Raw genomic sequence first — 18,615 nt, 5'->3', positions numbered from 1 at the left:
TGTCTACCACAGGAGATGAAAATGACCAGTAGACGCGGCCGAACCGCATGGTTGAAAAATATCTTCCGTAAACGGGGGCGGCCGGCGGAGGCAGAACCGCTTTTGCTCGTTGATCCGGTCGATACCAACTATTTCTACAATGCCATTTCCCGGCATGAGGCCCGCTTCCAGATCGGCCAAGTGGTGCGCCACAAGCTGTTTCCGTTCCGGGGCGTGATTTTTGATGTCGATCCGCAGTTCGCCAATACCGACGAGTGGTATGAATCGATCCCGGAGGAAGTGCGGCCGCGCAAGGACCAGCCCTTCTACCACCTCTTCGCGGAGAACGACCGGACCCACTACATTGCCTATGTGTCCGAACAGAACCTGATACCCGACGATTCCGATGTTCCCTTGAGCCACCCTGACATTCCGGAATGGTTCACGATGACCGGAACGGGCACTTACGAGCTCAAGAAGCACGCAACCAACTAAGGGGGCCGCTGCGGGCTAGGTTCCGCTGTTGCTGCGCGCGATAGTTGCCGTTGTGGAGTGGCCCGGAACCAGGGGCACAAGGACGACTTCGCCGCCACGCGCTTCGACGATATCAGCGCCCACGATTGTTTCCTTTGTATAGTCGCCGCCCTTGACCAGCACATCCGGTTTCAGGGCCGTGATGACTTCCAGGGGGGTGTCGGTATCGAAGATGGTGACCCCATCCACAGCGCTGAGGGCGGCAAGAACGTCAGCGCGGGCCTGTTCGGTGTTGATGGGGCGCTGGGGGCCTTTAAGGCGCTTCACCGAGGCATCCGAGTTCAGTCCGATAATCAGCCGGTCGCAATGGGCCCGGGCCTGTTCAATGACGCGGATATGGCCCGGATGCAGAATATCGAAACACCCGTTGGTAAAGCCAATCCGCAGACCTGCGGCGCGCCAGCGTTCGGCCTGGCCGATCATGGCGTCGATTGGCAGCACGCCGGCGCGGCCGGCAGGGCCGAAATCCGTCAGCGCCGCTTTGACTTCTTCTGCAGTGACCGTTGCAGTTCCGGCTTTGCCGACCGCGATGCCCGAGGCGGCAATGGCCATGCTGACGGCCTCGTCCAGCGTGCCGCCGCCTGCAATGGCGGCGGCCAGCGCCGCAAGGCTGGTATCGCCGGCGCCGGAGACATCGAAGACTTCCCGTGCCCGGCCAGCTTCGTGATGAACCTTGCGATCCGGACCGATGAAGGAAATGCCTCTGGCGGCGCGGGTCACGACCAGCGCCTTTGCCGGGAGGATTTCCAGAGCGCTGCGCAGCGCCCAGCTGGCCTCTTCGTCTGTGCTGACGCTGAGACCTGTGGCAGCGGCGAGTTCGGATGCGTTGGGCTTGAGGATGTCGACAGCGCCGTAGCGGGCAAAGTCCCTGCCTTTCGGGTCTGCGATCACGGGTAGCTTGTGATCTGCTGCAATCTGCAGGATTGCCGCCAGAAGCCGGTCTGTGAGCAGGCCCTTGGCATAGTCTGAAATGAGGATAGCAGCGGCGCCTTCGGCTTCAGCCGCGACGATGCCTATCAGTTCGGTTTCGGTTGTTTCGCTGATAGGCGCGGCATTTTCCGTATCGACGCGCAAAAGCTGGTGTCCGCCGGCCACAAAGCGGCTTTTGAGAGTCGTGGGGCGGCCTTCCAGGGTCACGAGATGGACGGAAATGGACACATCCTGGACAAATCTGGACAGAAGTTCCCTGCCGGCGTCATCATCCCCCCGCGCGCCGATCAATACGGGGGCGAGGCCCAGAGACGCAAGGTTGCGGGCGACGTTTGCCGCCCCGCCGGGCATGGCAGCATCGCGGCTGTAGCGAAGCACCGGAACGGGCGCTTCAGGGGAGATGCGTTCAACGGCGCCATAGATGAACCGGTCGAGCATCACGTCGCCAATGCAGAGGACGCGCTTTCCGGCGGCCTGGTCCAGAAGCCCTGAGAGTCGGGATGACATGAAGCGCAGGCCTCCGGTGAAAACAAAATTGCCTCTGCAGCAGGCTATAACGGCGCGTCCGGGGAAGCGAAAGCGCTGGCCGTCATCTGGTGATCCAGTCTGCGATTCAAGGCGTAAGACCATCGTTACCAGATATTTGCCCAGACCGGTCAGTTCATGCCTTCTCCCGCACCCGCAATTCTATGGTTCAGGGAAGACCTGAGACTTACGGACAACCCGGCCCTGGACATGGCGGTCGCCAGCGGCAGGCCGCTGATATGCCTCTATATCCTGGAGATGGGTGACAGCGCGCCGCGCCCGCTGGGCGGCGCCAGCCGGTGGTGGCTGAACCGGAGCCTTTCCGAACTCGCTGCATCGCTGGAAGCGATTGGCGGATCGCTGATGCTGCGCAGTGGTGCCGCCGAAAGCGTGCTGGCCGCGCTGGTGCAGGAGACAGGTGCGGAGGCCGTATTCTGGAACCGCCGCTATGGTCTTCCCGAGCGGGAGACCGACGCCGCCATCAAGAAGGGGCTGAAGGAGAAGGGCATTGAGTGCCAGAGCTTCAACGGCCGTCTGCTGGTGGAGCCGTGGGAGCTGAAAACCGGCAGCGGCGGCTGGTACAAGGTATTCACGCCTTTCTGGCGCGCACTGCACGCGAGCTACAAAGCCCCTGCTCCGCTCGCAGCCCCCAAACGCATCACGGCCGCGGCGGCCGATAGCGAAGTGCTTTCCTCCTGGAAGCTGAACCCAGAAAAGCCCGACTGGTCTGGCGGGCTGGCCGACGCCTGGCAACCGGGAGAACGCGGCGCCATTGACCGCCTTGAGGCGTTTCTCGACGGGCCCGTCAGCCACTATGCCGATACCCGTAACCTGCCGGGAGAACTGGGCGGCACGTCACGGCTTTCCCCTCATTTGAGGTTTGGCGAGATTGGTCCGGCTCAGGTCTGGCGGGCGGTGCAGGCGCGCCTTGCGGCCGGAAAGGCGGAGGAAAGCTCCGCCCGCGTGTTCCTGTCCGAGATTGCCTGGCGGGAGTTTTCCTACTCCCTGCTCTACTACAATCCCAGCCTCGCCACGGACAACTACAACGTCAGTTTCAACCGGATGGTCTGGCGGAATAGCGATGCCGATTACACCGCCTGGAGCCGAGGCCAGACAGGCTATCCCATTGTGGACGCCGGGATGCGGGAACTTTGGCAGACTGGATGGATGCACAACCGTGTACGGATGATTGTGGCCTCGATGCTGACCAAACATCTGCTGCTGCCCTGGCAGAATGGCGAGGAATGGTTCTGGGATACGCTGGTGGATGCAGACCCGGCCTCCAATCCGGCGAGTTGGCAATGGACGGCGGGCAGCGGCGCAGATGCTGCCCCCTATTTCCGTGTATTCAACCCGATCAGCCAGGGGCAGAAATTTGACGGCGCCGGGGCCTATGTTCGCCGCTGGTGCCCGGAATTGGCGCGGCTGCCTGACAAATATCTGCACGCGCCCTTCGAGGCCGACGCGCAGACGCTTGCCAAAGCCGGCGTAAAGCTGGGCACGACCTATCCCAAACCCATCATCGACCATGCCATGGGCCGACAACGCGCGCTGGACGCTTACAAGGCCCTCAAAGAGGATCAAGCCGCAGAATGAAGAAGATAGCGATCATCGGGGCGGGCATCTCTGGCCTGGGGGCAGCGTGGGCGCTTAAGGATGTGGCAGACATAACCGTGTTCGAAAAGGACGCGCGCGCCGGCGGCCATGCAAGCACGCATGTGTTCGACTATGACGGTCATCAGACTGCGGTAGATCTTGGTTTCATTGTCTATAACGCGCTGAATTATCCAAACCTCATCGCTTTCTTCGATGAGTTGGGCGTGCAGACGCAGGCGTCGGACATGAGCTTTGCCGTGTCTGATCCGGTTGGCTGGGAATGGGCCTCAACCCTGCCCGGCCTGTTTGCGCAGAAGCGGAATATCCTCAATCCGGACTTTCACCGCTTCTGGCAAACCATCCTGAAATTCAACAATACCGCACGGGCCGAACTGGCCGCGGGAAATGTGCGCGAAACCACGCTGGGTGCCTGGTTGGACCGCCACAGCTATGACGAAGCGTTCCGCCGTAATTATATTCTACCCATGGGCGCGGCGATCTGGTCTACGCCGGAACGCGAGATGCTGAATTATCCCGCGCAGAGCTTTTTCCAGTTCTTCGACAATCACCGGCTGATGCACAAAGAGCGCCCGAAATGGCGCACGGTGAGCGGCGGCAGCCAGAGCTATGTGACGAAGGCCGTAGACGGATTGGGCGGGCGCGTCAGGACGGGCACGGGCGTCTCCCGCCTATATCCTGTCGGAGGCCGGACAGCAGTTGTTCTGGAAAGCGGGCATACAGAGGTTTTTGATGCGGTCATCCTGGCTGCGCATTCCGACCAATCCCTCCGGATGATCCAGGCGGATTATGAAGATCAGGCCTTCCCGCTCCGCTCCATCCGTTATCGCCCGAACAGTATCTGGCTGCACCGGGACCCTTCCCTGATGCCAAAGCGGCGCAGCGCCTGGGCGAGCTGGAACGTCCTCAAGCAGGAGAGCGAAGGTATCTGCCTGACTTACTGGATGAACCGCCTTCAGGGGCTCGGCCCATCGCGGCCATTGTTCATAACCCTGAACCCTGCCACGCCGCCAAAGGAAGAGCTGACCTTCCTTCACTACACGTTCGACCACCCACAGTTCGATGCTGCGGCAGAGGCGGCCGTGCGCAGCCTCAAGCGCATTCAGGGCAAGGACAATCTGTGGTTTGCAGGTGCCTGGATGGGGCGCGGATTTCATGAGGATGGGCTGAAATCCGGCCTTTCTGCCGCGTTGTCTCTTGGAGGACGTGTTTCCTGGCAGACGGAGGGTCTTGAGACCTGGACTCCTACCCGCAGCCTTTCTGTGATACATATGGCAGCGGAGGTATCTGCTTGACCGCGCCTGCTCTCCGGCTTTGGACCGGCAAGACGGTCCATCATCGCTACGCCCCTTTCGAGCGGCGCTTTACCTACGATATTGCTCTGATCGATCTCGACATTGACAGGCTGGCGGACGCCGGCGCGCAATCGCGCCTGTTTTCCGTGGGGCAGCCGGGGGTGTTTTCCTTCCGGCCGGAGGACCACGGAGACAAGACAAAGGGCACGTCGCTGCGCCCGTGGGCCGAAGGCATGTTCGGCAAGGCGGGTGTAGGCCTGGATGGCGGCGCGATACGGCTGGTGACGTTTCCGCGCCACCTTTTCTACAAATTTGCGCCCTTGTCGCTCTGGTACGGATACGGACCGGACGGCGCGCTGCGCGGCATTATCTATGAAGTGAACAACACGTTCGGGGAGCGCCACTGCTATGTGGCGGCAACCGGTCCTGACCGGTCAGAGCATGAGGCCGAGAAGAGGTTTCATGTATCGCCCTTCATGGACGTTTCCGGCCGGTATCGCTTCACGCTGCGCGCGCCCGACGGAAAGCTGCGCGTAACCGTGGAGAACTGGCACGAAGGCACACGTAGCCATATGGCGAATATCAACGCCCTGGAGATGCCGGCGACCACGGCAAACCTGATGCGGCTGGCCCTCGTGCAACCCTTTTCGTCCTTCGGCGTTACAGTTGGGATTCACTGGCAGGCCCTGAAGATATGGATCAAGGGGGCCGGCTACCGCAGGAAACCCGAGGCGCCCGGAAGGATGGCGACGATAGCGACGAGCGTTCCCGTTAAAGCATCCCTTCACAGCGGAGAGCCGGTATGACCCAAACCATCATCGCATCCCCCAGCACCATCCGCACGCTCAGCGGCGTACCGGCATCATTCAGGATCGGGGCGCTGCTGCTGCTCCGCACCGAGCGTGGTGAGTTGCGCTTCCTGCTTCCGGATGGCCGCACCCTGGTTTTCCAGAATGCGGAAGATGGCCCTTCGGCCGTCATCGAAGTGCATGACTACGGCTTTATCAAGCAGGCCATGGCGGGCGGCGATGTCGGTTTTGCGGATGCCTATATCGATGGGCTTTGGTCCACGCCGGATCTGACTGCGGTGTTGCGTTTTTTCTCGGCCAATTTCGAAGCGGCCGGGAAGCTGGCGCGGGGCGGATGGATCGTCCGTTCCATGAACATGATCCGGCATGCCTTCACCCGCCGCAACTCACGCGAGGGCGCGCGCAAGAACATCATAGCCCATTATGATCTGGGGAATGAGTTTTACGAGCGCTGGCTGGATCCCAGCATGACCTACTCCTCGGCCCTTTTCGAGAGCCCCAACCAGTCCCTTCAACAAGGCCAGATGAACAAGTATCGCGAGATATGCGATCGTATCCAGGCGGGCCCGTCGAGCGACATTCTCGAAATCGGGTGTGGCTGGGGCGGGTTTGCCGAATATGCCGCCAAGCAGCGCGGGGCGAAGGTGACCTGCCTGACGATCTCGCCTTCGCAGCGCGATTATGCGGCTGCACGTATGCAGCGGGAGGGGCTCAGCGACCGGGTGGACATCCGTCTTGAAGATTACCGCGATCACAAAGGGACATATGACGGCATTGCCTCGATCGAGATGTTTGAAGCCGTCGGGGAGGCCTATTGGCCAAGCTATTTTGCCCAGGTGTATTCCTGTCTGAAGTCAGGGGGACGGGCTGCGCTGCAGATCATCACCATCGATGACAAGCTGTTCGACCGGTATCGTCAGCGTGTGGACTTTATCCAGCAGCACATTTTTCCGGGCGGCATGCTGATCAGCGAGGAAGTGCTGAAGCAGCAGTTTGCCAAGGCCGGGCTGCGGCATGACGGCGTGAAATATTTCGGCCAGGACTATGCGCGGACCTGCCGGGAATGGGCGCGCGCTTTCAATGACAGCTGGGATGACATCCGTACGCTCGGCTTTGACGAGCCGTTCCGCCGCCTGTGGAACTTCTATCTCAGCTATTGCGAAGCCGGGTTCAGCGACGGCCGGATCAATGTTGGCCACTTCCAGGTGACCCGGCCAGCCTGATGCCCCCTGCCCGGCTTGTCGTCAGACGAGCCGGGATTGCTTTACGGCAGCAGCGATGAAGCTAGCAAACAGCGGATGGGGTTCGAACGGGCGCGACTTGAGTTCCGGGTGGAACTGTACACCGATGAACCAAGGATGATCCTTCAGCTCCACAATCTCCGGCAGGCGGCCATCGGGAGACATACCCGAGAAGATCATGCCGGATTTTTCCAGCGCCGGAATATAGCCGGTGTTGACCTCATACCGGTGGCGGTGGCGTTCGGAGATATCGAGCGTGCCGTAGACTTCCGCGACAAGACTGCCCTCTCTCAGGCGGGCCGGATAGGCGCCGAGGCGCATGGTGCCGCCGAGATCGGTATTGGCGTCGCGCGTGACCTTTTCGTTGCCTTTGGTCCATTCCCCCATCAGCCCCACGACGGGTTCACTGGTGGGGCCGAACTCGCTGGTGGAGGCGTCCTTGATGCCGGCAAGCGTGCGGGCCGCTTCGACGACCGAAAGCTGCATACCGTAGCAAATGCCGAAGCAAGGCAGCTTCTGTTCACGGGCATAGCGCGCAACGCGCATCTTGCCGTGCGCGCCCCGCTCCCCGAACCCGCCAGGCAGAAGGATGCCGTGAACGCCCTCCAGATCGTCAAGGGAGGCCTTGGGGTCATCGAACTTTTCAGAATCTACGAAGCGGATATCCACCTTCACCTTGTTGGCGAGGCCGCCATGACCGAGCGCCTCGGACACCGATTTGTAAGCGTCCGGCACATCGGTGTATTTGCCGACCAGGGCAATCGTCACATGGCCATCGGGATGGCGGATCGTCTGGGCGATCTTCTCCCAGGATGAAAGATCCGGCCTGGGCGCGTCGGTGATGCCGAAATGGGAAAGCACCTCAGAATCGAGGCCTTCGGCATGGTATGCCATGGGCACGTCATAGATATGGCCAACATCCCGCGCCTCGATCACGCTGGTCAGGCGGACGTTACAGAAGCTAGCGATCTTGCCCTTCTCATTGACGGGGATCGGCCGGTCGCAGCGGCACAGCAGGATCTGGGGCTGGATGCCGATCGAGCGCAGTTCCTTGACGGAGTGCTGTGTCGGCTTGGTTTTCATTTCGCCGGCGGCGGGAATGTAGGGCAGCAGCGTAAGGTGGATGAAACAGGCGCGCTGGGGGCCGAGTTCCTGGCCAAGCTGGCGGATCGCCTCGAAGAAAGGCAGGCCTTCAATATCGCCAACCGTACCGCCAATCTCGCAGAGAACGAAGTCGACGCCCTCCCCCGGATCGGACAGGACAAATTCCTTGATGTCGTTGGTAACGTGCGGAATGACCTGAATGGTTGCGCCGAGATAGTCGCCGCGGCGCTCTTTCTCGATGATGCGCTGATAGATCCGGCCCGTCGTGATGTTGTCAGACTGGCGGGCCGAAACGCCGGTGAAGCGTTCATAATGGCCGAGATCGAGATCCGTCTCGGCGCCATCATCGGTGACATAGACCTCGCCATGCTGGCGGGGACTCATCGTGCCGGGATCGACATTGAGATACGGATCAAGTTTGCGCAGGCGCACGCGGTAGCCGCGTGACTGCAACAGCGCGCCGAGGGAGGCGGAGGCAATGCCTTTTCCGAGCGAAGACACCACGCCGCCAGTGATGAAGATATAGCGGATCATGGGGTTATACTCATGAAATGATTCGCGCCTTGCGGGCGACCTCCACCAGCCGTTAGCGGAAAATTACTGGGGATTGGTGTTTTCGGGAACCGATTCCGTAGCCGGCGCGGTCTCTTCGGCGGGGGCTGCCGGGGCCGGCTGGGGCGCAGGGGCGATTCCAACGTCCGGAGAAGTCGGCGCGGTATCATTCAGCAGCGGCGCCGTCGGATCGAAGAGATCCACCGGGCCCTGCTGCGGCGCTGTCTGCGGGTTCGATTCGTCGAGAATACGCTCAATGCCTGAGCGATTGTCAGCCTGACGGTTGGCCAGGGAGGTGAGGATCAGGCTGGTCGCGAAGAAAATCGCCCCGAAGATCATGGTGGTGCGCACCAGCGCGCCCGCCGCGCCGCGGCCCGACATCAGCGCGTTTCCGGCACCGCCGCCGATCCCAAGGCCACCGCCTTCAGATTTCTGGACCAGAACCAGACCAATCATCGCCAGACAGGCGAGAATGTGGATAACAAGAATGACGTTCTGCATGGGCCCGACCAGCTTTCCTGAATTTAAGGCGCCCGCATAACCCCGATCAGGCCGTTCGCCAAGTCAGCGGTTCCACACGACTTATAGCGCCGCCTGCCGGTAGATGGCGAGGAAATCGTCCGCCTTCAAGCTTGCGCCGCCGATAAGGCCACCATTTACCTCAGCAACCCCAAGGATTTCCTCAGCATTTCCGGGGTTCATGCTTCCGCCATAAAGGATACGGGTGCCTCTGCCCGCTTCCCCGAACCGTTTTGTCAGCAGATCCCGGATGAAGCCGTGTACTTCTGCGATCTGCTCTGAATTTGCCACGCGCCCGGTTCCAATGGCCCAGACGGGCTCATACGCCACAACAATCGTGTCCGCAGCGCCGTCAGAGGGAATCGATCCGGCTATCTGTTCGGAAATAACCTTCAGGACATCTCCGGCATCTCTCTGGGCCAGAGTTTCGCCCACGCAGATTATCGGCGTGATGCCGGCGCGAAGGGCAGCAGATGCCTGAGCGGCAACGCCCGCGTCTGTCTCACCGTGGTCGGCCCGGCGTTCGGAGTGGCCCACAATGACATAGGTGGCGCCTGCATCCTTGAGCATTTCGGCGGAAATATCGCCGGTATGGGCCCCCTTTTCCTTCGGATGGCATGTTTCCCCGCCAATTTTCAGGGCGGAGCCGTCTGCTTTCGCGGCAGCGGGGTGAATCAGCGTGGCCGGCAGGCACAGCAGGATTTCAGGCCCGGCTTGGGATGGCGCGACTGCAGCAGCCACCCGTTCGATCTCGGTGAGACTCCCCACCAAACCGTTCATTTTCCAGTTTCCGGCGATCAGCGTGCGTGTCATGCGGCCTTCCCTCTCTTGCAAGTCATAAACCGGTCGCCTAGCAAGCTGTGAGCCACCCGGCAAACCCCAGAAATAAGAGAAGCGCCGTATGCTCGCACTTATGAAGAAGCTGACCCGTTCCCCGTTGGGGAAGCTGGTTCTGATGATCGTCGTTGTCGGTATGGCGCTCTGGGGCGTGGATCAGATCTTCAACCAGGTGCGCAGCGGCCTTGGCGCAAACATCGTCAGCGCCGGCACGCGGGGGCTTGATCCAGCGGACCTGGATTTCCGCGTCGAGACGGTTCTGCGGAACATCAACGCCGCAGCCGAACGTCCGATGAGCAAGTCTGAGGCCCTGGAAGAAGGCCTCATCGATCAGATCGTGGAAGTTGAGAAAGCCCGGATCACCCGCCTGGGCTATGGTGAAAGCATCGGCATCTCCCCCTCGCCCAAAGCGGTGGTGGAAGAGATGAACAGCATTCCGGCGTTCCAGAACCCGCTTACCGGCGAGCTGGACGCCGCCATCTTCCGGGATCGCATTGCCCAGCTGGGCATGACGCCGGCCCAGTTCGAGCGTCAGCTGCAGGACGATATTCTTATCCGTGCGCTCAGCCGGGCCGCTGGTTCGGCAGTCTATGCGCCCGACATCCTGTCAAACATTCAGGCCAATTACCTTGGCGAAGCGCGTGAGGTGGCCTGGTTCCTATATGATGCCTCGAACGCCCCCGCGCCCGCCGCTCCCACCGATGCCGATATCAAGGCCTATTACGACGAACACATCGAGCGCCTGAAACAGCCCGAGCGGCGCGCGCTGAACGTGCTGCGCATGTCGACCGATGATTTTACCGGCAAGGTTGAGGTGACGGATCAGGAAGTAGCCACGGTATATGAAGCGACCAAGTCAGAGCGCTTCGCGGCGCCGGACCAGCGCACCTATGCCGAGCTGATGTTCCCCAGCCGCGACGCGGCGCGCACAGCGTTCGGCCTGCTGGCCGGCGGCGCCGATCCCAACAGCGTAACCGGCGCCAATTCCATTCAGATGCGAACTGCGAGAGCAGAGGAACTCTCTGATGCCGCGCTGCGGGACGCCATGTTCGGCCCCGGAAAGCAGAGCGGCGCCATGTTCGGCCCGCGCGAAGTGAACGGCCAGTGGATGGTGACGCGGCTGATCTCTGTTCAGCCCGGCGCTGTCAAACCGCTGGAAGAGGTTGGCGAGGAAATCCGCCTCGGCCTCGCCCGCGAGCGCGCCCAACTGCTGTTCTCCGCGGCTCTGGATACGCTGGATGAAGCGCTGTCTGCCGGGCATGATCTCGATCAGATCGCCGAGGATATCGGGGTGCCGGTATTCAGCATTGCCCCGATCGACCAAAACGGCATAACAGAGGATGGCCAGCGCGTTTCGCTGCTGGCAGACGCCCCTGAAGCGCTTCCCCAGGCTTTCCGCCTGCCGGAGAATGAAATCAGCAGCCGCTTCGACGTATCCGGTTCGGTGATCCTTGTCTCTCCGCGCCGCATCGTTCCGGCCGCTACCCCGGAGCTTGAAGGGATCAAGGACCGCGTCCGCGCGATGATTGTTGCCGAACGGGCCGCCAATGCGGCGCAAGCTGCCGTCGATGCCCTCACCGACCGGATCCGCACCGGCGCGCTGACGCTGGAAGCGGCGGCGGCGCAGGCCGGAACCGAGGTTGACCGTTTGCCAGAGCCTGTGTCCCGCGCCAATGCCCAGGCCATGGGTATCCCCGGACCTCTGATGCAGGCGACTTTCAACAACCCGGCTGGCAGCGTGATCAGCCTGCCGACGGGGAGTGGCTCGATGTTTGCCATTCTCAAGGTGTTGAGCGTCACGCCCCCGAGCGCTGAGGCGCTGGCCAGCATGAGCGCAGCGTCTTCGGCAGATGTGACCAATTCTCTTGTATCCGACCTTGAAACGGCGGTGGATGACGAGATCCGCCGCGCCGTGAAGGTGCGGGAGAATGCAGCAGCGGTCGCTGCCTACAAGCGAACGATCACGGCAGCCCAATGACAGCGCGCCTGATCGTAAGGCGGCGCATCGGCGATATCGAAACGCCGGTTGGCGCCATGATGAAGCTTGGTTCGGATGATCCGGGCAGCTTTCTGTTCGAGTCTATCGCTGGCGGCGAGCGGCTTGGGCGATATTCCTTCATAGGCTTGAAGCCGGAGGTGTGGTTCCGCATCAAGAACGGCGTGGCCCAGACCAGCCGTTCTGCAGATTTTGCGGACGCGCGGACACTGACCGAAGCGCCGGTGGATGCCCTGCGGGAATTTGCGGAGGCCGCATGCGCGGAAACCTCGGAGGCCCTGCCACCCATGGCCTCGGGCGCTTTTGGATATGTTGGCTACGACATGATCCAGCATGTCGAACCTGTTTCGATCACAAAGCCCGATCAGCTGGACGTGCCCGAAGCGCTACTCGTTATTCCGCAGGTGATGGTCATCTTCGATCACATCTATCAGGAGCTACTGCTGATTGGCCGTGTTGGCGGAAGCAGTGAGGCGGACGTGAACGCCCTGCTTGACGAGGTGGAAGAGCGGCTGGAGGGCCTACCCTCCCTGCCTCCGAAGGACGGCGTTGCGCAGCAAGTGTCGCTGGTTTCCGATACGCCAAAGGACCGCTATTTCGAGATCGTCGAAACCTGCCGGGACTACATCAAGGCGGGTGATATCTTTCAGGTGGTGCCAAGCCAGCGTTTCTCGGCGCCGTTCCGGCAGAAATCCATCAGCCTCTACCGCGCCCTGCGGCGGCTGAACCCCTCTGCTTTCATGTTCCATATCAATCTGGGCGATGTCCGCCTGGTTGGGTCGAGCCCGGAAATCCTGGTTCGCCTGCGGGAAGGACGTGTCGCGATCCGCCCCATCGCCGGCACGCGCCCGCGCAGCGGTAATCCGGCGGAAGATGCGCTGCGCGCCGAAGACCTGCTGAATGACCCCAAGGAACGCGCCGAACACCTGATGCTGCTGGACCTTGGCCGGAATGATGTGGGCCGGGTGGCGGCTTATGGCTCTGTGGAAGTGACGGAGCAGTTCATCGTCGAGCGCTACAGCCATGTGATGCACATCGTCAGCCATGTGGAAGGCAATCTGCGCCCCGGCCTTGATGCCGTGGACGCCCTGTTCGCTGGCTTCCCGGCTGGCACTGTTTCGGGCGCGCCGAAGATCCGTGCCATGCAGATCATCAATGAGGTCGAAACCCACCGCCGCGGCATCTATGGCGGCGCTGTCGGCTATTTCGGCTGGAACGGGGATCTCGACACCTGCATTGCTTTGCGCACGGCCGTGCTGAAGGACGGTATGCTGCACATCCAAGCGGGAGGCGGCGTGGTGCTGGATTCCGACGCGCAATATGAGTTTGACGAGACCGTCCACAAATCCGGCGCCCTGAAGCGCGCTGCCGAACTTGCCGCAGCCTACGAGCACGACCAATGATCCTCGTCATCGACAATTATGACAGCTTCACCTGGAACCTCGTGCATTATCTCGAGGAACTTGGCGCCCATACGCATGTCGTGCGGAATGATCAGTTGACGGTCGAAGAGGCGCTTGCCCTGAAACCGGATGCGGTACTGCTTTCTCCCGGCCCCTGCACGCCGAATGAAGCGGGCATCTGCCTTGACCTGCTCAAGGCAGCTCCGGAAACGCTGCCGATCCTTGGCGTCTGCCTCGGCCACCAGGCCATTGGCCAGGCATTCGGCGGCGCGGTTATCAGCGCCCGCGAAATCCGCCATGGCAAGATTTCCGAAATCTCGACTAATCAAACGGGCCTCTTCGAGGGCCTTCCTGAGCGGTATCGGGTTGTGCGGTACCATTCCCTGGCGATCCGGACAGACGACCTTCCGCTCAATCTCATTGCCGATGCTTATACAGACGACGGAGAGATCATGGCCGTCCACCACAGGACCCGCCCGATCTACGGCGTGCAGTTCCATCCGGAGAGCATCCTGACCGAGCATGGCCATGCCCTCCTCAAGAACTTTCTCAAGCAGGTGAAACAGTGAGCGAAAGCGCTCTCAATTCGGCCATCCAGGCAATCGCGCGCGGTCTTCCCCTTGAAGAAAGCATGCTGGAAGGTGCGTTCGATGCGCTGCTTTCCGGTGAGGCGGCACCTGAAGAAGTCGGCGCGTTTCTTGCCGGTCTGACCGTACGCGGAGAGACGGCAAATGAACTCACCGCTGGCGCCCGCATCATGCGGCGCCATGCCCGCCGCGTCAGTACCGACGGTCCGCTGCTGGACACCTGCGGCACCGGCGGCCTGCCTTGGAAATCACTCAATACTTCCACCGCCAGCGCCATCGTGATCGCCGCTTCCGGAGGCCGTGTCGCCAAGCATGGCAACCGGTCTGTCCCCCCCAAAACGGGCTCGGCCGATGTGCTCGAAGCGCTTGGACTGCAACTTGAGCTAAGCGACACGGCTTTCCGGGCCTGTCTCGATCGGGCGGGCGTCGGTTTCCTTTTTGCGCGCAGCTACCATTCCGCCATGCGGCATGTGGCGCCAATCCGTCAAAAACTCGGCATCCGCACCATTTTCAACCTGCTTGGTCCGCTTTCCAATCCCGCTGGCGCCGAATATTCCGTGCTCGGCGTATACGACCGGCAGTGGGTTACGCCGATGGCCGAAGCCCTCAAGGCGTTGGGCACCCGACGCGCATGGGTTGTCCACGGCCTCGCCGGGATCGACGAAATTTCGATCTCCGGACCAACGGAGGTGTGCGAGGTAACGCCGGGTTCCATCCGCCACTTCCAGCTCACACCTTCGGACGCTGGCCTTCCGGTCCACCCGATCTCCGCGATTGAGGGCGGCGCGCCAGAAGAGAATGCGGCGGCCATTCGAGACCTGCTCGACGGACGCGAAGGCCCCTTCCGCGACATCGTTCTTTTCAACGCAGCGGCGGGTCTTCTGGTCAGCGGTCTTGTGCCCGATCTGCCTGCAGGCGTTGCGCGCGCCGCCCAAGCCATTGACAGCGGCGCGGCCCGGGAAACTCTGGACAAGCTCGTGCGCACATCCCGGGAGAGCGACTAGGCCATGAAAACGGCGCTCGACCGCATCATTGATTACAAGCACGATGAAGTGCGCGCCCTGAAGGCGGCCCGTTCGCTGGCAGATCTTGAGGCGGCGGCCAAGGCTGCGTCCCCCGTTCGCGGGTTTGCTGCGGCGCTAACGGCAGTGGCCGACGCAGGCCAGAATGCCCTGATCTGCGAGATCAAACGCAAGAGCCCTTCGGCAGGAGATATTCTGCCGGGCGCAGATCCGGCCGAAATCGCGCGGGATTATGAGCGAGGGGGCGCCGCCTGCCTTTCTGTGCTGACAGATATGCCGAGTTTTGGGGGAAGCCTCGCAGACTTTGAAGCCATTCGCTCAGCGGTCAGCATTCCGATGCTCCGCAAGGACTTCATGATAGACCCCATACAGATCATTGAAGCCCGCGCGCATGGCGCAGACTGTATCCTGATCATCATGTCGGCGGTGGATGATAACCTGGCGGCAGACCTGCACCACTGCGCGACGGGCTTGGGTATGGATGTGTTGATCGAGACGCATGATGAAGAGGAAATGGAGCGCGCTCTGCGCCTCCCCTCCCCGCTGATCGGCGTCAACAACCGTGACCTCAAGAGAATGGTCACTGATCTCTGCACTACCGAGCGACTCGCGCCGATGCTGCCGGCCGGCCGCCACCTTGTTTCCGAAAGCGGCATTGCTGATCCGGAGAGCATCATCCGCCTGCGAAAGGTCGGTTCACGGCGTTTCCTGATCGGCGAGTGGCTGATGAAACAGGGTGCGTCGCGTTCCGAGCAGGTAACGCGCCTGAAACTCGCCTGTTGAGATTGACCCGAACCGGGAACGCTTGTAGAACAAAAGCGAACAGAGATTCGCATCGGGAACCGCTCCATGCTCACAACCAAGCAGAAAGAGCTGCTGCTCTTTATCAATGATCGCATCAAGGAAACCGGGGTTTCGCCCTCCTTCGATGAAATGAAGGAAGCGCTTGATCTGGCTTCCAAGTCCGGCATCCACCGGCTGATCACGGCGCTGGAAGAGCGCGGCTTCATTCGCCGGTTGGCAAACCGGGCGCGGGCGCTTGAAGTGCTCAAGCTGCCCGATTCTGCTATTCCGCCACCGAATGCGCGCCAGCGGCGGGATTTCCGGCCGGCCCTGGTCACAAATCAGGGCGTGGAAACACCCCGGGTCGCCGGCATGATCCCGCTCGTCGGCCGCATCGCGGCAGGGTCCCCCATTTCTGCCATCCAGCAGGACAATGGCCAGGTGGCGAGCCCGGGCGGGCTTCCGGAAGGCGACGACTATTTCGCGCTTGAGGTTCAGGGCGATTCGATGATCCAGGCCGGCATCCTCAACGGGGATACCGTTATTCTGAAGCGTACCAATACCGCGCAGACAGGTGACATTGTCGTGGCGCTGATCGATGGCGAGGAAGCGACTTTGAAGCGTCTGCGCCGCAAGGGGGCGTCTGTGGCGCTTGAAGCGGCGAACCCCGCTTTTGAAACACGCATCTTCGGGCCTGACCGGGTTGAGGTGCAGGGCCGTCTCGTTGCTCTTATCCGGCGGTACGAATAAGCCTCTTGAAATAACCCCGGGCGCCGCCTGAAGGTTGCGCCGAACCGTTCTCACTGCACCGGCGCCATGGGCGTTCGGTGCAGTTTTGTAATTGGACCACGTAGAGGTCGTCGTCTCGCGCATAGACGGTAATGCCGCTCGCGTCTCTGACCTCGGCCCAGGTAAAGGTAAGGTCAGCGCTTGCCTCGCCAGCTCTTAATATCTGGATACGGAGCGTGTCGGGGGTCTGCTCCGTTTCGGCTTTCTTCTGCTCCGCAGTGCCGAAGGTAGTGATACTCAGACCTGAAAACGAGGGGTACTCACACACTTCCAAGCCACACCCTTCCCTGTCGGGAGCTTCCGAGAAACGGAGAGGCGGCAGGCCATCTCCATCAACAAATTCAAGGCGCGAGACCATGCTCTGGGTATCTGCGATAAACACATCGCCTGAGGCAGACCAGTGAAGCACAACTTTCGGCGCCGCGCTCCAGAGCCAGATGGCCGGTGCTAGCAGGACAGCCCCGCCAAGCAAACGTGCCCAGCCTGCGAAAGCCATCATGGCCCCCAGGGCCAGCGACAGAAACACCAGCGCCAGGGGCGGCATGGGAACCGGCATGCGAATGACGCCGGGCGAGAGATTGTAGAAAAAATGCGTCATGCTCAGCACCAGTTCGAGCGACTGGCCCAGCAGCCGGAGCCCAAGCTCGGCCTGCCCGAACAGCGCCAGGATGACTGTAAGCGCGGCCGCCGGCGCGGTGACGAAGGTTACCACCGGCATGATGGCAAAATTCGCAAAGAGCCCCACAGGAGAAAGCCGCTCGAAGTGAAAGAAGGAGAACGGCGCCGTCGCCGCGTCTGACACGACAGATGTCATGATGATCGACGCCCAGGCAAACCCGATCGGCCCGAGAACGCGCTCCCGGCTGGAGCGGTGATTTCGCCAGACCTCGTAAGTGGCGATGAGGCCGCCGGTGGCTGCGAAGGACATCTGAAAGCCCGGTGTCACCACGCTTTCGGGCTGGAGCAGGACGATGACGATCAACGCAATCGCAAAGGTCCGCAGGCTGATGGCGGCACGATCAAAAATCACCGCCAGAAAAACAATCGCGGCCATGATGAAGGCACGCTGGGTCGACACACTTGCCCCGGAGACTATGAGATAAGCGGCGCAGGTAGTCAGGGCGACGACCGCAGCTATTTTCTGCACGGGCACTCGCAAGGCCAGCGGTTCAATGAGAACCAGTGACCGCCGGATCAGGAAAAAGGTCAGCCCCCCGACGATAGAGAGATGGAGGCCTGAAATGGCCAGAAGATGGGCAAGGCCCGTATCCCGCAAAGCGTTCTGGTCCTCAGTACGCAGAAAGCTCCGGTCGCCGGCGATCAGCGCCGCCGCCAGCCCTCCCGCGCGTTCGCCCGCCGCTTCATTGACATAGGATGCCAGCAGCCGGCGCTGGGCAGATACCCAGAGCGCGGCCTGATCCATCACATTGTCCGGCGCCCCGAGAACCCCGCCCCGGCAGCGCCCCTGCACATATCCCACTGCGCCAAGTTTCTGGAAATAGGCTTGCCGCCGGAAGTCATAATCACCTGGCAGAGTTGGCGAAGGCGGCGGGCGGAGCACTACCCAGCATCGCACAAACCGGCCCGAGGATACTTCAAGCCGCGCGCGGTGGGTTACCCGGACGAGTTCCGGCTGCTGGTCTGCCGGAAAGCCTGCGATGGAATGGACTTTGACCTTGAGGCGCGCCCCTTTTTCGCCGGGCTCGATATTGGCGACCCACCCCTCCAGCATCACGGGGCGGGTCTCTGCAGCGATAACGGGCATTTCCACCCGCCAGGTTCGCAGAGCCGCCGCCGAAAAGCCAATGACAGCCCCAAAAACGCAAACTGCAAGCGCGTAGATCAAGTCTGACCGGTGCAGCCAGCGGACCAGCAGAAACATCGCCGCCACCGCCCCGAAAAGCACAGCCACCTCAAGGCGCGTAGGCTCAAATGGCACCGACAGGTAGGCCGCAGCACCCGCGCACATGGCGAAGGCCAGCAATAGCGGCCGGGAATCCACGCCAACAACGCTGGCCGTATCCCGCATGAGCTTCCGGAAGAAGCCGTCCCCCTCTTGCACTTCGCCCCGTCCTCGTGTTTGACCACCCCAACAG

The 18,615-nt window shown here is 61.6% G+C and carries 16 protein-coding genes; 11 read left to right on the top strand and 5 right to left on the bottom strand.

Translation table 11 applies throughout. From position 1 onward, the window contains the following. Window positions 1-21: 21 nt before the first annotated feature. On the top strand, window positions 22-474 hold the full coding sequence (gene hspQ / locus ACQKI2_RS07120; protein ID WP_427379005.1) for a heat shock protein HspQ: 453 nt from the start codon (window positions 22-24) through the stop codon (window positions 472-474). 15 nt (window positions 475-489) lie between these two features. Here hspQ and rfaE2 read toward each other — a convergent pair whose 3' ends face one another. Beyond that, window positions 490-1,950, bottom strand: a complete 1,461-nt coding sequence (gene rfaE2, locus ACQKI2_RS07115) for a D-glycero-beta-D-manno-heptose 1-phosphate adenylyltransferase (protein WP_427379004.1) — start codon at window positions 1,948-1,950, stop codon at window positions 490-492. Window positions 1,951-2,106: 156 nt separating this feature from the next. Between rfaE2 and ACQKI2_RS07110 the strand changes: the two genes are divergently transcribed. Genes ACQKI2_RS07110 through ACQKI2_RS07095 form a run of 4 tightly spaced genes read left to right on the top strand, consistent with a single transcriptional unit; the run spans window position 2,107 to window position 6,909 of the window. Next, window positions 2,107-3,564: a cryptochrome/photolyase family protein gene (locus ACQKI2_RS07110; RefSeq protein ID WP_427379003.1), complete on the top strand. Its 1,458-nt coding sequence runs from the start codon at window positions 2,107-2,109 to the stop codon at window positions 3,562-3,564. Then, a complete protein-coding gene (locus tag ACQKI2_RS07105; protein ID WP_427379002.1) occupies window positions 3,561-4,877 on the top strand; it encodes an NAD(P)/FAD-dependent oxidoreductase in 1,317 nt (438 codons plus the stop codon). Before ACQKI2_RS07110 ends, ACQKI2_RS07105 begins: the two co-directional genes overlap by 4 nt. Then, complete coding sequence (locus tag ACQKI2_RS07100) at window positions 4,874-5,683, top strand: DUF1365 domain-containing protein (RefSeq protein WP_427379001.1); 810 nt, start codon at window positions 4,874-4,876, stop codon at window positions 5,681-5,683. The genes ACQKI2_RS07105 and ACQKI2_RS07100 overlap by 4 nt, the downstream gene beginning before the upstream one ends. Next, window positions 5,680-6,909: a class I SAM-dependent methyltransferase gene (locus ACQKI2_RS07095; RefSeq protein WP_427379000.1), complete on the top strand. Its 1,230-nt coding sequence runs from the start codon at window positions 5,680-5,682 to the stop codon at window positions 6,907-6,909. Before ACQKI2_RS07100 ends, ACQKI2_RS07095 begins: the two co-directional genes overlap by 4 nt. Window positions 6,910-6,930: 21 nt before the next feature. On the opposite strand, the gene ACQKI2_RS07090 is transcribed toward ACQKI2_RS07095, so the two are convergent. From ACQKI2_RS07090 to tpiA, 3 genes are all read right to left on the bottom strand, one after another. After that, window positions 6,931-8,565: a CTP synthase gene (locus tag ACQKI2_RS07090; protein WP_427378999.1), complete on the bottom strand. Its 1,635-nt coding sequence runs from the start codon at window positions 8,563-8,565 to the stop codon at window positions 6,931-6,933. Between the two features lie 63 nt (window positions 8,566-8,628). Next, window positions 8,629-9,084, bottom strand: coding sequence for a preprotein translocase subunit SecG (secG, locus tag ACQKI2_RS07085; RefSeq protein WP_427378998.1), 456 nt, complete (start codon window positions 9,082-9,084; stop codon window positions 8,629-8,631). Between the two features lie 81 nt (window positions 9,085-9,165). Further along, window positions 9,166-9,915, bottom strand: coding sequence for a triose-phosphate isomerase (tpiA, locus tag ACQKI2_RS07080; RefSeq protein WP_427378997.1), 750 nt, complete (start codon window positions 9,913-9,915; stop codon window positions 9,166-9,168). An 88-nt stretch (window positions 9,916-10,003) separates the two neighbouring features. Between tpiA and ACQKI2_RS07075 the strand changes: the two genes are divergently transcribed. The 6 genes from ACQKI2_RS07075 (at window position 10,004) to lexA (ending at window position 16,480) form a co-directional block, all read left to right on the top strand. Further along, window positions 10,004-11,917 carry a peptidyl-prolyl cis-trans isomerase gene (locus ACQKI2_RS07075; protein ID WP_427378996.1) on the top strand — a complete coding sequence of 638 codons (1,914 nt, stop codon included), beginning with the start codon at window positions 10,004-10,006 and terminating at the stop codon, window positions 11,915-11,917. Beyond that, on the top strand, window positions 11,914-13,338 hold the full coding sequence (gene trpE, locus ACQKI2_RS07070; protein WP_427378995.1) for an anthranilate synthase component I: 1,425 nt from the start codon (window positions 11,914-11,916) through the stop codon (window positions 13,336-13,338). Before ACQKI2_RS07075 ends, trpE begins: the two co-directional genes overlap by 4 nt. Continuing rightward, window positions 13,335-13,907 (top strand): anthranilate synthase component II, encoded by a 573-nt coding sequence (locus tag ACQKI2_RS07065; RefSeq protein ID WP_427378994.1) that lies wholly within the window; start codon window positions 13,335-13,337, stop codon window positions 13,905-13,907. The genes trpE and ACQKI2_RS07065 overlap by 4 nt, the downstream gene beginning before the upstream one ends. Continuing rightward, the gene (gene trpD, locus ACQKI2_RS07060; protein WP_427378993.1) at window positions 13,904-14,929 is read left to right on the top strand and encodes an anthranilate phosphoribosyltransferase; all 1,026 of its coding nucleotides are present in this window, start codon (window positions 13,904-13,906) and stop codon (window positions 14,927-14,929) included. The genes ACQKI2_RS07065 and trpD overlap by 4 nt, the downstream gene beginning before the upstream one ends. A gap of 3 nt (window positions 14,930-14,932) precedes the next feature. Beyond that, entirely contained in the window at window positions 14,933-15,730 is a 798-nt protein-coding gene (gene trpC, locus ACQKI2_RS07055; protein WP_427378992.1) for an indole-3-glycerol phosphate synthase TrpC, read from the top strand. 66 nt (window positions 15,731-15,796) lie between these two features. Further along, a complete protein-coding gene (gene lexA / locus ACQKI2_RS07050) occupies window positions 15,797-16,480 on the top strand; it encodes a transcriptional repressor LexA (RefSeq protein ID WP_427378991.1) in 684 nt (227 codons plus the stop codon). Here the strand turns inward: lexA and ACQKI2_RS07045 are convergent. Beyond that, on the bottom strand, window positions 16,461-18,581 hold the full coding sequence (locus tag ACQKI2_RS07045; protein WP_427378990.1) for a ComEC/Rec2 family competence protein: 2,121 nt from the start codon (window positions 18,579-18,581) through the stop codon (window positions 16,461-16,463). The two genes, lexA and ACQKI2_RS07045, sit on opposite strands and share 20 nt — an antisense overlap. Window positions 18,582-18,615 lie beyond the last annotated feature (34 nt).

The organism is Hyphomonas sp. NPDC076881 (assembly GCF_050269995.1).
In the GTDB taxonomy this organism is placed as follows: domain Bacteria; phylum Pseudomonadota; class Alphaproteobacteria; order Caulobacterales; family Hyphomonadaceae; genus Hyphomonas.
The sequence above is the reverse complement of the archived record's forward strand: the minus strand, read 5'-3'. Positions and strand labels throughout refer to the sequence as shown.

Excerpts from the sequence above, each read along its gene's own strand:
- ACQKI2_RS07110 (WP_427379003.1), top strand. The coding sequence starts at position 2,107 with ATGCCTTCTCCCGCACCCGCAATTCTATGGTTCAGGGAAGACCTGAGA.
- trpC (WP_427378992.1), top strand. The coding sequence starts at position 14,933 with ATGAAAACGGCGCTCGACCGCATCATTGATTACAAGCACGATGAAGTG.
- hspQ (WP_427379005.1), top strand. The coding sequence starts at position 22 with ATGACCAGTAGACGCGGCCGAACCGCATGGTTGAAAAATATCTTCCGT.
- trpE (WP_427378995.1), top strand. The coding sequence starts at position 11,914 with ATGACAGCGCGCCTGATCGTAAGGCGGCGCATCGGCGATATCGAAACG.
- ACQKI2_RS07075 (WP_427378996.1), top strand. The coding sequence starts at position 10,004 with ATGCTCGCACTTATGAAGAAGCTGACCCGTTCCCCGTTGGGGAAGCTG.
- secG (WP_427378998.1), bottom strand. The coding sequence starts at position 9,084 with ATGCAGAACGTCATTCTTGTTATCCACATTCTCGCCTGTCTGGCGATG.
- tpiA (WP_427378997.1), bottom strand. The coding sequence starts at position 9,915 with ATGACACGCACGCTGATCGCCGGAAACTGGAAAATGAACGGTTTGGTG.
- rfaE2 (WP_427379004.1), bottom strand. The coding sequence starts at position 1,950 with ATGTCATCCCGACTCTCAGGGCTTCTGGACCAGGCCGCCGGAAAGCGC.
- ACQKI2_RS07095 (WP_427379000.1), top strand. The coding sequence starts at position 5,680 with ATGACCCAAACCATCATCGCATCCCCCAGCACCATCCGCACGCTCAGC.
- ACQKI2_RS07090 (WP_427378999.1), bottom strand. The coding sequence starts at position 8,565 with ATGATCCGCTATATCTTCATCACTGGCGGCGTGGTGTCTTCGCTCGGA.
- lexA (WP_427378991.1), top strand. The coding sequence starts at position 15,797 with ATGCTCACAACCAAGCAGAAAGAGCTGCTGCTCTTTATCAATGATCGC.
- ACQKI2_RS07105 (WP_427379002.1), top strand. The coding sequence starts at position 3,561 with ATGAAGAAGATAGCGATCATCGGGGCGGGCATCTCTGGCCTGGGGGCA.
- ACQKI2_RS07065 (WP_427378994.1), top strand. The coding sequence starts at position 13,335 with ATGATCCTCGTCATCGACAATTATGACAGCTTCACCTGGAACCTCGTG.